Genomic DNA, 13,724 nt, shown 5'->3' with positions numbered 1-13,724 from the left:
TTTCATACATGGCTTTTTTACGAAGCACCTGCTCTCATGTGCCATGAATTTCTGATCGTTTTACAACCGTGCGAAAGTAACCTGCTGCATACAGATATACAGTACAGGAGTGCGACGCAACAGGCGATGCCATTTGCACAACAGACAGGCCCATACAGAATTTTCTTTATAAACTTTTTTATATGTCAAACCAGGTTTTAGATAAAGTACTTGCCGGTCTTATGACCCGCTACAAAGAGCGTGTGCCTGATGTGCAGGCTGTTATCAATGCCATGATACACGAAGGCGTAATTGCATCGGGAGATGAGATTGAAAACGACCATATTGCGTTCAGAACAATGGGTGTACCACATCTTGGTATACAATCGCTGGAAAAGATTTTCCTGCACTATGGCTATACCAGGAAGGACCATTATTTTTTTCCTGCAAAAAAACTGAATGCGTACTGGTATGCACCACCATCACCGCAGTACCCACGTATTTTTATCAGTGAACTTATTATTAAAGAACTTACTGATGAGACACAGCAGATCATTCGCAGCTATACCAATGAAGTAACAGCAGACCCTGTGGATGCAATTGACCTGGATGATGCGGCTGCAGTGGACAGCTTTTTACACAGTGGTTTATGGCGCCTGCCAACACTGGAAGACTTCTTAGCACTCGGTAAAGAAAGTGAATACGCAGCATGGGTTATTTATAACCGCTATTATCTTAATCACTTTACGGTAAGCGTACACAACCTGAAAGACGGGTACAATACCATTGCATCATTCAATACATTCCTGGAACGCAACGGTTTTAAATTAAACGATTCCGGCGGTAAGATAAAAACGAGCCCCGATGGCAACCTGCTGCAAAGCTCAACGGTTGCAGAAATGATCAACGCTGCTTTTGCAGGCAATGTAAAACACATGATCTCCGGCTCTTACGTTGAATTTGCAGAAAGAAAGGTATTGCAACAATACCGCACATTACCTGCAAATGAAATAAAAAGGGAACACAGGCGCGAAGGTTTTGAAGCAGGCAATGCTGATAAAATTTTCGAAAGCACCTATGCATCACAAACAGCAAAACGATAACATTCAAACTACTCCTTTTACAGAAGGGGTTTTAAATTATTTTATATGGATTTTTTACAACAACTGGGCTTAGAACAGGAGAACGCAGGAGTATCAACGGGTGCGGAATGGCTTCCGTCAACAGGAGAAAAAATACAATCGTTCTCCCCTGTTGACGGCAGGCTGATTGGCAGCGTTACAGCAACAGACAAAGAAACATACGACAAAGTAGTTGCCAAAGCAACAGCCGCTTTTAAAGAATGGCGCATGGTGCCGGCACCAAGGCGTGGAGAAGTAGTGCGGCAGTTTGGCGAGGCCCTGCGTGAGAAAAAAGAAGCACTGGGCAAACTGGTGAGTTATGAAATGGGTAAAAGCCTGCAGGAAGGTTTAGGCGAAGTACAGGAAATGATCGACATCTGCGATTTTGCCGTTGGCTTATCGCGCCAGTTATATGGCTTAACCATGCACAGCGAAAGACCTTTGCACAGGATGTACGAACAATGGCACCCGCTGGGTATTGTTGGTATTATTTCTGCCTTCAACTTCCCTGTGGCTGTATGGAGCTGGAATACAGCCCTGTCATGGATCTGCGGCGATGTGTGCATCTGGAAGCCAAGCGAAAAAACGCCGTTGTGCGGTATTGCGTGCCAGAAAATAATTGCAGAAGTGTTTGCCAAAAACAATGTACCGGAAGGCGTAAGCTGTCTTGTACAGGGCGGCCGGGAAGTAGGTGAATGGCTTTCTAACGATACAAATATTCCGTTGGTTTCTGCAACCGGCTCTACCCGTATGGGCAAAGCTGTTTCAGCTGCAGTAGCTGCAAGGCTTGGCCGCTCCATACTGGAGCTGGGCGGCAATAATGCCATCATCATTTCTCAGCATGCAGATCTCGATATGTCTATTATTGGTGCATTGTTTGGCGCGGTAGGTACCGCCGGACAGCGTTGTACCTCTACCCGCAGGCTGATCATTCACGAATCTGTGTACGACACGTTTAAAGAGAAACTTGCAAACGCATACCAGCAGCTTAGTATAGGCGATCCGCTCGATACAAAGAATCATGTGGGCCCGCTGATTGATAAAGACGCTGTAAAACTTTACCTGGGTGCTATTGAACAGGGTAAACAGCAGGGCGCCACTTTTATTGTGGAAGGTGGTGTACTGGAAGGTGCTGGTTACGAAAGTGGCTGCTATGTAAAACCATGTATAGCAGAAGTAACCAACGATCTTGCTATTGTACAGCATGAAACATTTGCGCCGATTCTTTACCTGATCAAATACAAAACAATAGAAGAAGCCATTGAACTGCAGAACGGTGTACCACAGGGTTTATCATCTGCAATCATGACTTTGAACATACGTGAGTCTGAATTATTCCTGTCTCATGCAGGCAGCGACTGTGGTATTGCCAACGTAAACATTGGAACAAGCGGTGCAGAGATCGGTGGTGCATTTGGTGGAGAAAAAGAAACAGGCGGTGGCAGGGAAAGCGGTTCTGATGCATGGAAAGCATACATGCGCCGCCAGACAAATACCATGAACTGGGGTACTCAACTGCCGTTGGCGCAAGGTATTAAATTCCATATATAGCAGCGGTGCTGTTCTTTTTCGGTAACAATTCCTTAAAATTGCAGATAATTGCGGTATGCTTGTTAGTGAAACTGACAACTTACCGCAATTTTGTATTAAGAACCATTTACAGGACGATTGATTGGATTAGTTTTTGCAAAGCTTTGCTGCACAGAAAAAATGTTTGAATGTACCGGAGCCGCTTAGCGCGGTTTGCTCTTTGCGCTGTAGATAAACAACATGGCAGGTTCAACCATACTGCATTTGTTTAAAAACGAATTGGATTGTTTGTTGTGTACATGCCGCTGAACGCATATGCAGTACCGCTGATGCATGAAGAGATGACGTACAAGTGAGTGACACAAGGGACGATGCCATAAAAAACAACAGCCGGAACAACAGTTAAATTTCAGAACTCAACACATCAGACAGCCGTACAAAACGGAATTGTTTGCACATAAGAAAAAACGATTATGCAGCGACTGAAACTCTTTTTAGGATGCACTCTTCTGTTGGCATCGCAAATTACCAGTGGCCAGGCCAATGTAAAAGGCTGGCACTTGCTTGACCCACAAACCGATACATTTAATGGTATCAGCCTCAACAAAACATATGATTTGCTGAAGAGCAAAAAAGCAACACCGGTTATTGTTGCGGTAATAGATTCAGGAATTGACACCACACACGAAGACCTGAAAGGTATATTGTGGACAAACACGGGAGAAATACCGGGCAATGGCAAAGATGATGACGGTAATGGTTACGTTGATGATGTACATGGCTGGAACTTCCTGGGAAACAAAGACGGCAGCAACCTGAAAAAAGATGTGGATGAAAGAACGCGTGTGTACTACCGTTTTAAAGAAAAGTTTGATGGCAGGCAGATAGATACCACGCAACTTACCACAGACGAAAAGTGGCAATACCGCGAATGGCAGAAGGCCGCTCAGCAGATGAATGTAGACCCGGATGAAAAAATGCAGGTAATGATGCTGGGGGTGCTGGCAAAATCGCTGAAAAAAAACGACGCTGTTTTACGTGTAGAAATGGGTAAGGAAGCTTACACCCGGGATGAACTGGAAAAGTTTGAACCGCCTACACCCAAAGGCAAACAGGCTAAGATGGGCTTTATTACCTGCCTTAAAATGCTGAACGTAGAAGAAGATCAGACAAACCAGGATCTGATACATGACCTGGACGAATATGTAAGCGGTAAAAAATCTTCCATCGATGCCAAAGAAGTGGCACCACCTGATTACCGTGCTCAAACCGTGAAAGACAATTACTATGAGATAAGCGATAAGTATTACGGCAATAACGATATCATGGGCCCTGATGCCATGCATGGCACCCATGTATCCGGCATAATTGCCGCTCAGCGCAACAATAACATTGGTATGGATGGTGTGGCCGATAATGTAAAGATCATGATGATACGCGCTGTGCCAGACGGTGATGAATATGATAAGGACGTAGCCCTCGCCATTGTTTACGCGGTTGATAATGGTGCAAAAGTGATCAACATGAGTTTTGGCAAAAGTTTTTCTCCGGAAAAGAAATGGGTTGATGAAGCCATTAAATATGCCCAGGCCAAAGATGTGCTGATCGTACATGCGGCAGGCAACGAATCGCACAACGTAGATAAAACAGATAATTTTCCCAACCCAAACCTGATTACGTTTAACACCAAAGCCACCAACTTTATAACGGTGGGCGCCAGCGGAGATGCACATGTGGCAGCGGGAAAGCTGGTTGCCGACTTTAGCAACTATGGCAAAGAAACAGTAGATGTGTTTGCTCCGGGTGTAAAGATCTATTCAACGTTACCCGGCGGTAATACATATGGGTTTTTAAATGGCACCAGTATGGCCGCACCGGTGGTTACAGGTATTGCATCTATCATCAGGTCTTATTACCCGCAATTGTCAGCCAGCCAGGTAAAATATGCCATCGATAAATCTGCACAAGCCAATAATACAATTACCGTAAATGTTCCGGGTTCTGACAGTACCACCACCCTTAATGAGCTCTCTCAAACAGGTGGTTTTGTAAATGCGTACACGGCTGTAGAAATTGCCGGTACACTAAAGGCTGCGCCGCCTGCAGACAACAAAACAAAACAGACCAAAAAGGAAAAGCAACCCGTTTTTGTAAATCCCAGAGAAGGTAAAAACTAGTACAATGGCACGACCGGCACCGCAGGATGCAGCAACATTTTTTCATGGGTACATCAATCATACACAGGGCGATTCTGTTGCAGCAATTATGCAACGGCATGCGCAGGAGCTAAATGATTTTTACCTGTCACTCCCCGACGAAAAAGCAGACTTTGCCTATGCAGATAATAAGTGGACGATTAAGCAGGTATTGCAACATGTAATTGATGCCGAAAGAATTTTTGCTTACCGCGCCGTGTGTATAGCGCGAAAAGACAAAACGCCATTGCCGGGTTTCGATGAAAACAGTTATGCTGATCATGACGGGCACGATAACCGCAGTATGCAATCATTAAAAAATGAGTTTGTTGCCGTGCGCAAGGCAACAGACCTGTTGTTCGAAAGCTTTACAGAAGCACAACTTGCAGAAGCAGGCACATCAGGCAACAAAAATATTACTGTAAATGCGCTGTGTTTTATTACCTATGGTCATCTGCTGCACCACAAAGCCATCCTCGCAGCGCGTTATGTATAATTTTTTGGTAACGGGCAGTTGAACTGCTATCATCGCCTGTTGTGTCACTCACTTGTACGTTCGGTTCTTTATGCAGCTCCGGGCTCCGGGTGTACCAGCGCATGCATTCCACAAACTAGTTGTATTTTGTGGCCTCTTTTACCTACACAGGCATCAATGAAATATTACATCATAGCAGGCGAAGCAAGTGGCGATCTACATGGCAGTAATCTCATAAAAGAATTAAAGAAACTCGATGCAGGCGCAACCATTCATTGCTGGGGTGGAGATCTCATGCAGGCCGCAGGCGCAACACTCATCAAACATTACCGCGAACTGGCGTTTATGGGTTTTGCAGAAGTAGTCATGAACCTGCGCACTATTTTAAACAACCTCAAATTTTGTAAAGCAGATATCGCAGCTTTTCAGCCAGATGTATTGGTATTGATTGATTACCCCGGTTTTAATCTCCGCATTGCAGAGTGGGCAAAAGGCAAAGGCTTCAAAATAGTATTCTATATCTCACCGCAGGTATGGGCGTGGAAAGAAGGCCGCGTAAAAAAGATGAAGCAGTATATTGATCAAATGCTGGTCATTCTTCCTTTTGAAAAAGACTATTACAAAAACAGGTGGAACTGGGAAGTGATTTATGTTGGCCATCCGCTGGTGGAAGTTGTTGATTCATTCATTAAAAAACAGCAGTCGGCAGGCAGCATTCAAAAAAGAAAACCCGTGGTTGCTTTATTGCCCGGCAGCCGCAAGCAGGAGATACTAAAGAAACTGCCCATTATGCTCGAAGTGGCGGGCCGTTTTCCGGAATATGAATTTGTGGTGGCAAAAGCTCCCGGCCAGGAAGATAGTTTTTATGAGCCACTGCTACAGCCTTACAGTAATGTAAGCAGCGTAAGGAATGAAACCTACAAATTGTTGCTTGCATCTGCTGCGGCATTGGTTACCAGTGGTACTGCTACGCTTGAGACAGCGCTTTTTGGCGTACCCGAAGTTGTCTGTTACAAGGGAAACAACATCAGTTACCAGATTGCCAAAAGGCTGATAAAGATCAGGTATATTTCATTGGTAAACCTTATTATGGATAAGCTTGTAGTAACAGAGCTTATTCAAAACGAACTAACGGTGCAAAACCTGTCGGCAGAACTAACGCTTCTCCTTGAGAACGAAGAAAGAATCAACGCGATAAAAAAGGATTACGCTGCACTTAAACAATTGCTCAGCCAGGGCGGCAACGCTTCAGCAAAGGCGGCGGAATGCATATATTACTTTGTAAAAACAAAGTAAGCCGGGCAGCTTAAAACTATACCCTTTCTTTGTTCATTTTAACAGCGGAACAATCACAAATTTTATAAGCATTACGAGCAATGCAAACAGGAACATGAGCAGAGATATACGGTTCATGCCATGCATGTATTTCATCCATTGTGTGCGTGGCTCATTAGGGTCACGTTTTTTGATGTAGAGGTATTCCATTAATTGCTGCCAGATGCCCATAGAAAAGATTTATACAAAAATAACAAGCTGCAGCCAATTTGGTTCGGTAATCGTTTTAACCTGCAGATGCTTATTTTTGGTGCAACCAACTACATGTGAGTCTTTCCACCAACATATACAACAATAGTCCCGTATGGATGCAGCATATACTCGTATCTGCTTACGGCCTGCAATGGAAAAAGCGCAGGTTTGGCGGGGTGTTTCCGCAAACGTATAAAGCCGCAAAAGAAAGGGAAAATTTTACTGCACTGCAATGGCAGGAGTACCAGCAGCAACAATTGCAACAAATATTGAGGCAAGCCTTTGCGCATGTTCCGTTTTATAAAGAAAGCTTCTCTGCCGCCGGTATAGATGCGGCCGCTCTTAAAAAGATAACCACTGCCGATATTGACCGGTTGCCCGTGCTTTCAAAAGAGTTGTTGCGCAGGTATGGCACCACTACTCTGCTGGCAGCCACCAGGGAAAAGAACGGTGATTTTTTTGCCAGCAGCGGCAGCACCGGCACGCCTACACAAATATTATTTTCGCACGCCATGCACCAGCGCTGGATGGCCATTTTTGAAGCGAGGGTTCGTAACTGGGCTGGTGTTACCAGCTTTGAACCACGTGGCATGATTGGTGGCAGAAGGGTACTGGCAGATGCGGCAAACAAACCACCATTTTATCGTTACAACTTCTTTGAAAAACAGGTGTACTTTTCTGCATACCACATCAGTAAGGAAAACGCAAATAATTATTTACAGGGCATTCGAAAATATGGCGTGCAATACATGACGGGTTATGCCATGAGCAACTTTTTCCTGGCCCGTTTCTTTAAAGAATTGAATATTGAGGCACCGCAGTTGAAAGCAGTCATTACCTCAAGCGAAAAACTTACACCGGAAATGCGCCAGGTGTTTACAGATGTTTACCACTGTAAAACATTTGACGGCTGGAGCGGTGTGGAAGCCTGCGGACTTATTACCGAATGTGAACAAGGCAGCCTGCACATCAGTCCTGATGCGGGTTTGCTCGAAGTGCTGGATGACCGTATGCAACCGGTACCGGCCGGTATAGCAGGCACCGTTTATTGCACAGGCTTTTTAAACTATGATCAGCCATTGATCCGCTACAATATTGGTGATAAAATTATACTGGCTGACAAACAATGCTCCTGCGGAAGGCACATGCCCGTAGTGCAGGAAATACTCGGCCGTGTGGAAGATGTCATTGTAGGCAAAGACGGCAGGCAAATGGTACGCTTTCATAGTGTATTCAACAACCTGCGTAACGTGAAGCAGGCGCAGGTAATACAGGAAACGACAGATACCATACATGTAAAAATTGTTACAGAAGGCAAAGCTGATACAACGGAAAAAGAAATGATAAAACAACGCATCATGAGCCAGCTTGGTGACATGACAGTGACCATAGAAGAAGTTGCTGCTATACCGCTTACGGCCAATGGTAAGTTTAAGGCAGTTGTTTCTAAACTAAAGAAATGATGAGCCCGCCTGCATTGCTGCTATCGGACTTTGGTTGCAGCATGACCGCGACTTCCTTTCGTTAGTAATTTTGTACGAATATCTTCACTACAAATTTTTATATCAAACTTATATTTATTAATCCCTAAACGAATGTGATGGCAAAGAAAGAATTACACGCATTGGTTGCAGAACAAAAAATACTGAATAGAATTTATGTTGTTCGCGGACAAAAAATAATGATAGACGAAGATTTGGCAGAAATGTATAAAGTTGAAACAAGACGTTTAAATGAGCAGGTAAAACGCAATATAAGCAGGTTTCCCAAAGACTTTATGTTTATGCTTACGCAGAAGGAGTATGACAACTTGAAGTCGCAGAATGCGACATCAAGCTGGGGAGGCAGGCGCAAATTGCCAAATGCTTTTACAGAACAAGGAGTAGCCATGTTATCAAGTATTCTACACAGTGAGGTTGCAATAGAGGTAAACATCAGGATTATAAGAGTATTTACAAAACTTCGTGAATATGCACTTACCCATAAAGAAATTCTGCTACAATTATCGAAACTTGAAAAGGAAGTAAGGGGCAATAGTAAAGACATTGAAAATATTTTTATGGTATTGAAGGAGTTAATAGAAAAACAAAGCAAGCCAACACCACCCAGAAACAAAATAGGATTTAAAATGTACGACTAAATGTTAATCCAGAGCTATGAACCTGAAAGGCTCTTTTCTTTGTGCTTAAACTGTTCCTTTGTCATGTTAAGCCTTAACCCCTGATAATAATGAGTCTCCGGGAGAAGTGTCGGAACAACTTACTACTTTTCAAATGAACCGAACGTACAAGTGAGTGACACAACAGGCGATGCCATGAAATACTACTGCCGGCTTTATAAAAATCTTCCCGCATTATAACCAGCTAAATATTCATGTTGATTTAAGTTATATTTGATGGAAAGCCCCTAATTTGGCGCATCAAAAGAAACCAAAACGCTTATCAGGAAAACCATTTGCATGAAGATCATTACTGTTGTGGGTGCCAGGCCACAGTTTGTTAAAGCCGCCGTTGTTTCAAGAGCGTTACAGCAACACAGCAATATGCATGAACTGATTGTGCACACCGGTCAGCACTACGATACCAACATGAGTGATATTTTTTTCGAGGAAATGCAAATACCAAAGCCTGCATACAACCTGGAGATCAAAGAATCGCTGCATGGCATGATGACGGGCAAAATGATGATGGGCATAGAGCAAATATTGCTCGATGAGAAACCCGCAACTGTGCTGGTGTATGGCGATACCAACAGCACCATGGCCGCGGCGCTTGCGGCTTCAAAACTGCATATTCCTGTTGCGCATGTGGAAGCGGGCCTGAGAAGTTTCAATATGCAGATGCCCGAAGAAATCAACCGCATTGTTACCGACAAAGTAAGTAACCTGCTATTCTGCCCCACACAAACCGCAGTAAACAATTTACATGCTGAAGGTTTTACGCAAGCTTTTTATAACATCCACCTCACGGGAGATGTAATGTATGACGCTGCACAGTTTTACTTTGAAAGGTCTGCACCCAGGATCATCGAACAGCTGCAACTGAAACCCGGCGCATTTATACTTGCTACCATACACCGTGCAGAAAATACCAACAACATAGCACACCTTGCGGCAATCGTTACAGCGCTGAATGAACTGCACAAAACAACGGAAGTGGTTGTGCCACTGCATCCGCGAACAGCCAAATTGATTAACCAGCTCGATATAAAACCTGCTTTTACTATTATTGATCCGGTAGGGTATTTTGATATGCTGCAACTGCTGCATCATTGTGTATTAGTGATAACAGACAGTGGTGGTTTGCAGAAAGAAGCATACTTCTTTAAAAAATTCTGCGTTATTATGCGGGAACAGACTGAATGGAAAGAACTGGTGGAGCATGGCTTTGCAACAATTGCGGGCAGCGATACACGGCACATACTAACACAGGCGAATGAATTTTTAACCGGCAGCTTTACCGGCGAAGCTGCATTGTACGGTGATGGAAAAGCCGGAGAAAACATTGCCAACATCCTGGAAAAATATTTGAACTGACAGTGCGCATTCTAATACTTACACAATACTACCCGCCGGAAACCGGCGCACCTCAAAACAGGTTATCGAGCCTTGCCGGTTATTTAGCCGCATTTGGCAACCAGGTTGAGGTACTTACTGCAATGCCAAGCTATCCTAAAAGCGAAATATTTGATGGGTACAAAGGCAAAAAATATTACCACGAAACCATTGCCAATATCCCGGTATACCGGTCTTCTATTTATGTGAGCAAAAAGACGGGTATAACGAGAAGATTAACGAACTACTTCTCTTTTTGTGTCAGCTCTTATTACAGCGCGGCAAAAAGGCTGCAGCCGGCAGATGTCATCATCTGCGAGTCTCCTCCCCTTTTTCTGGGCATTACCGCGGTTTTACTCAAACGCAAATGGAAATGCAAACTGGTGTTTAATGTGTCTGACCTGTGGCCGGAGAGCGCAGAAAAAATGGGCATCATCAAAAACAAATTTGTCATTAACCGCTCTTATAAACTGGCCAACTGGATCTATAAAAATGCAGACCTTATAAGCGGGCAAACAAAAGGTATTGTTGCTGCCATTGCCGCAATGCAGCCACAAAAAAAACTTTTTTGGTTCCCCAATGGTGTAGATCTGCACAGGTTGCAAAACAATGGTACAACAACAAAAAGTAACGGCGGGTTTTCTTTACTGTATGCCGGCATTATTGGCCATGCGCAAGGCCTCGAAGTTATTTTACATGCAGCAGCAAAACTGAAACAGCAAAGCGATATCCATTTTACTATTATCGGCGATGGCCCCGTAAAAGCATCTTTGCTCGAATTGCGCGATAAACTGCAACTCAACAATATCACGTTTGTCAACAACCAGCCTTCAGAGAAAGTTATGGAATGGCTGCACAACTGCGATGCCTATATTGTGCCATTGCGCAAACTGGATCTCTTCAAAGGCGCTATTCCATCCAAGTTGTTTGAACCCCTGGGTATTGGTAAACCAATACTGCTTGGCGTAGAGGGCGAAGCAAAAGAATTGTTTATTGATGAGGCCAAAGGCGGCCTGGCTTTTGAACCGGAAAATGCCCAAGAACTGTCAGCCTCCATTATGCAACTGTATAACGATCGTTCCATGGCAGCGGTACTGGGCGCCAACGGGCAAGCTTACGTAAACAATTATTTCAGAAGAGAAAAAATTGCCGAAGCATTCTGGCAGCAGTTACAGTCATTGTAACTTTATACTACACACAAAGGTTTGCTTGTACTTTTTTATAAAATCTTATTATGGCTTCAGATTTTTACGCTCACCCAACCGCGGTAATAGATGAAGGGGCAACAATAGGCAACGGTACCCGCATCTGGCATTTTTCGCACATTATGAAAGATGCAGTCATTGGTGAGCAATGCAATATTGGCCAGAATGTAGTGATCTCGCCGGGCGTTGTGCTGGGCAATAATGTAAAGGTGCAAAACAATGTCTCGCTTTATACGGGTGTAACATGTGCTGATGATGTTTTCCTCGGGCCCTCATGTGTATTTACCAATGTCATCAATCCGCGCAGTGCCATTGTGCGCAAGCATGAATACCTGAAAACACACGTAGGCAAAGGCGCATCTATCGGTGCAAATGCAACCATCGTTTGCGGTCACGATATAGGAGCATATGCTTTTGTTGGTGCCGGTGCGGTGGTAACAAAAGATGTAAAACCCTATGCACTGGTGGTAGGCAATCCTTCCAAACAAACGGGGTGGATGAGCGAGTATGGTCATAAGCTTTCTTTCGATGAGCATGGCATGGCCACCTGCAAAGAAAGCGGCGGGCAGTATGTATTAAAGAACGGTGTCGTTAATAAACTGTAGTGTTTATTTTGGTGGCCGGCTGCATTACTGCTATAAGGCTTTGGTTGCGTCGCACTCTTGTACTTCCGATTATCAATAACCTGGACAATAATAGATCATATGTGATTAAAAGCTAATTGTGTAATGAATCAAGAATGTGCTTAAAGTAATCGTATTTTGCCTGTGTTTCCGGGTAGATTAATTTAAGCGGAAACCTTTCCACGCTATCTGTATAAATCCTATACATGTTATTTTTCTTACTTGGTGCAAAAGAACTGTCGTATAACTTAAATTGTTTATCCTCCACCCACCTGGTCAAGTTTGTGGGCTGTGTTATTGGTTGAGGATAAAAATATGTGAAAGACCAAAGCCTTGGAGATGGGTTACTAACTCCTCTAATTTGATCCCAAAAAGATTGCCCATCAAATTCATCATTAGTTGGTAGCTGCTGTCCGGTAGCTTCAGCCAGCGTTGCCATAACGTCTGTGAGATCCACTAAAGTAGAATCAATGCGTGGAATTATCCCTTTTTTATACACAACCATTGGCACATGGGTACCCCAATGATCCAGTGCTGTATTTTTTCCTCCATTTACAGTTCTGCCCCGCCAATTTGATCTTATGCCTTGTGGTGTCCCATTGTCACCAAGAAAAATTATGTAGGTATTTGTTGCACCAATACTTTCGAGATGATTTACCAACATTCCAATTTCTTTGTCAAGATATTTTATCATAGAGGGATAATACTTGAGGTCAGAATTGGCTCTAACGGGCGCAACGGTGAGGTAATCCGGGTCATCCGGAGTAGGCAAATGTGGATCATGCCCTAAATTTGGAGTCCAGAAACAGAAAAAGTTTTTCTTGATTGAATTAATGCTGTCAATAAAATTAAACATGTAGTTCCGAATGATATCCTCACCATACTCGTCATGGGTATAGGTAGATAAGATGCCATTCTCATAAAGTGTAGGGTTTCTATACTGAAAGCCTCTGCCTAAACCAGAACCAGCCGTATAAGGATCCCATACAAGATATTTGTCGAATCCACAGCCGACAATACTTGTATCCGCTCCACCAAGTTGCCATTTGCCGGTAATGCATGTATTGTATCCTGCGCTCTTCATAAGATCGGCTACAGTGTAATTATCGGGATTAATTTTACCCCAGTTATCGTAGTTTCTAAAGTTGTACTTACCTGTCAATAACTGCACCCTTGACGGTGAACACAATGGTGTAGCCCTCATTTCACAAAACTGGATTCCATTTCTAGCTATAAAGTCTATATTGGGTGTAGAATAACTTTGTCCTCCCGTATAGGTTGGTATCTCGTACCCAATGTCATCCGCAAGTATAATGATGACGTTAGGCTTATTTGATACCATTCCGACTGCGGTATTTGTGACTGAAGTAATGTTTTCGTTGAAAACTTTTTCACAGCCTATTAATATAAGGCAGTAAAAAATAGCGATTTTTTTCATAACGGTTTAGTTTTGACAGTAAGTGAATGTCGGTTTGCTGAATGAGGGATATGCAAGTATACAGACCATATACAGGCC

At 43.6% G+C, this 13,724-nt stretch carries 12 protein-coding genes; 10 read left to right on the top strand and 2 right to left on the bottom strand.

Features of this window, described 5'->3' with window-relative positions; translation table 11 throughout:
* Positions 1 to 182 precede the first annotated feature (182 nt).
* From I5907_RS14055 to lpxB, 5 genes are all read left to right on the top strand, one after another.
* The gene (locus tag I5907_RS14055; protein ID WP_196991446.1) at positions 183 to 1,082 is read left to right on the top strand and encodes a DUF1338 domain-containing protein; all 900 of its coding nucleotides are present in this window, start codon (positions 183 to 185) and stop codon (positions 1,080 to 1,082) included.
* A gap of 45 nt (positions 1,083 to 1,127) precedes the next feature.
* Entirely contained in the window at positions 1,128 to 2,651 is a 1,524-nt protein-coding gene (gene amaB, locus I5907_RS14050) for an L-piperidine-6-carboxylate dehydrogenase (RefSeq protein ID WP_196991445.1), read from the top strand.
* A 452-nt stretch (positions 2,652 to 3,103) separates the two neighbouring features.
* The gene (locus I5907_RS14045) at positions 3,104 to 4,807 is read left to right on the top strand and encodes a S8 family peptidase (RefSeq protein ID WP_196991444.1); all 1,704 of its coding nucleotides are present in this window, start codon (positions 3,104 to 3,106) and stop codon (positions 4,805 to 4,807) included.
* A gap of 4 nt (positions 4,808 to 4,811) precedes the next feature.
* Positions 4,812 to 5,321 (top strand): DinB family protein, encoded by a 510-nt coding sequence (locus I5907_RS14040; protein ID WP_196991443.1) that lies wholly within the window; start codon positions 4,812 to 4,814, stop codon positions 5,319 to 5,321.
* A gap of 156 nt (positions 5,322 to 5,477) precedes the next feature.
* On the top strand, positions 5,478 to 6,596 hold the full coding sequence (gene lpxB, locus I5907_RS14035; protein WP_196991442.1) for a lipid-A-disaccharide synthase: 1,119 nt from the start codon (positions 5,478 to 5,480) through the stop codon (positions 6,594 to 6,596).
* 33 nt (positions 6,597 to 6,629) lie between these two features.
* Here lpxB and I5907_RS14030 read toward each other — a convergent pair whose 3' ends face one another.
* Positions 6,630 to 6,806, bottom strand: a complete 177-nt coding sequence (locus I5907_RS14030) for a DUF6728 family protein (RefSeq protein ID WP_196991441.1) — start codon at positions 6,804 to 6,806, stop codon at positions 6,630 to 6,632.
* A gap of 95 nt (positions 6,807 to 6,901) precedes the next feature.
* Here I5907_RS14030 and I5907_RS14025 point away from each other — a divergent pair, with 95 nt between their 5' ends.
* The 5 genes from I5907_RS14025 (at position 6,902) to I5907_RS14005 (ending at position 12,190) form a co-directional block, all read left to right on the top strand.
* Positions 6,902 to 8,290 carry a phenylacetate--CoA ligase family protein gene (locus I5907_RS14025; protein ID WP_196991440.1) on the top strand — a complete coding sequence of 463 codons (1,389 nt, stop codon included), beginning with the start codon at positions 6,902 to 6,904 and terminating at the stop codon, positions 8,288 to 8,290.
* A 137-nt stretch (positions 8,291 to 8,427) separates the two neighbouring features.
* A complete protein-coding gene (locus I5907_RS14020; RefSeq protein ID WP_196991439.1) occupies positions 8,428 to 8,967 on the top strand; it encodes an ORF6N domain-containing protein in 540 nt (179 codons plus the stop codon).
* A 318-nt stretch (positions 8,968 to 9,285) separates the two neighbouring features.
* Complete coding sequence (gene wecB, locus I5907_RS14015; protein ID WP_196991438.1) at positions 9,286 to 10,362, top strand: non-hydrolyzing UDP-N-acetylglucosamine 2-epimerase; 1,077 nt, start codon at positions 9,286 to 9,288, stop codon at positions 10,360 to 10,362.
* A gap of 2 nt (positions 10,363 to 10,364) precedes the next feature.
* Positions 10,365 to 11,564 carry a glycosyltransferase gene (locus I5907_RS14010; RefSeq protein ID WP_196991437.1) on the top strand — a complete coding sequence of 400 codons (1,200 nt, stop codon included), beginning with the start codon at positions 10,365 to 10,367 and terminating at the stop codon, positions 11,562 to 11,564.
* Between the two features lie 50 nt (positions 11,565 to 11,614).
* On the top strand, positions 11,615 to 12,190 hold the full coding sequence (locus I5907_RS14005; RefSeq protein ID WP_196991436.1) for an acyltransferase: 576 nt from the start codon (positions 11,615 to 11,617) through the stop codon (positions 12,188 to 12,190).
* Positions 12,191 to 12,302: 112 nt separating this feature from the next.
* Here the strand turns inward: I5907_RS14005 and I5907_RS14000 are convergent, their stop codons facing one another.
* Positions 12,303 to 13,646: a sulfatase-like hydrolase/transferase gene (locus I5907_RS14000; protein WP_196991435.1), complete on the bottom strand. Its 1,344-nt coding sequence runs from the start codon at positions 13,644 to 13,646 to the stop codon at positions 12,303 to 12,305.
* Between the last annotated feature and the right edge of the window lie 78 nt (positions 13,647 to 13,724).

It is taken from the genome of Panacibacter microcysteis (assembly GCF_015831355.1).
GTDB classification, from domain to species: Bacteria; Bacteroidota; Bacteroidia; order Chitinophagales; family Chitinophagaceae; genus Panacibacter; species Panacibacter microcysteis.
This window is presented reverse-complemented; position numbering and strand designations above follow the sequence as displayed.

Coding starts and splice junctions, on each gene's coding strand:
- I5907_RS14055 (WP_196991446.1), top strand. CDS start 183: ATGTCAAACCAGGTTTTAGATAAAGTACTTGCCGGTCTTATGACCCGC.
- amaB (WP_196991445.1), top strand. CDS start 1,128: ATGGATTTTTTACAACAACTGGGCTTAGAACAGGAGAACGCAGGAGTA.
- I5907_RS14045 (WP_196991444.1), top strand. CDS start 3,104: ATGCAGCGACTGAAACTCTTTTTAGGATGCACTCTTCTGTTGGCATCG.
- I5907_RS14040 (WP_196991443.1), top strand. CDS start 4,812: ATGGCACGACCGGCACCGCAGGATGCAGCAACATTTTTTCATGGGTAC.
- lpxB (WP_196991442.1), top strand. CDS start 5,478: ATGAAATATTACATCATAGCAGGCGAAGCAAGTGGCGATCTACATGGC.
- I5907_RS14030 (WP_196991441.1), bottom strand. CDS start 6,806: ATGGGCATCTGGCAGCAATTAATGGAATACCTCTACATCAAAAAACGT.
- I5907_RS14020 (WP_196991439.1), top strand. CDS start 8,428: ATGGCAAAGAAAGAATTACACGCATTGGTTGCAGAACAAAAAATACTG.
- wecB (WP_196991438.1), top strand. CDS start 9,286: ATGAAGATCATTACTGTTGTGGGTGCCAGGCCACAGTTTGTTAAAGCC.
- I5907_RS14005 (WP_196991436.1), top strand. CDS start 11,615: ATGGCTTCAGATTTTTACGCTCACCCAACCGCGGTAATAGATGAAGGG.
- I5907_RS14000 (WP_196991435.1), bottom strand. CDS start 13,646: ATGAAAAAAATCGCTATTTTTTACTGCCTTATATTAATAGGCTGTGAA.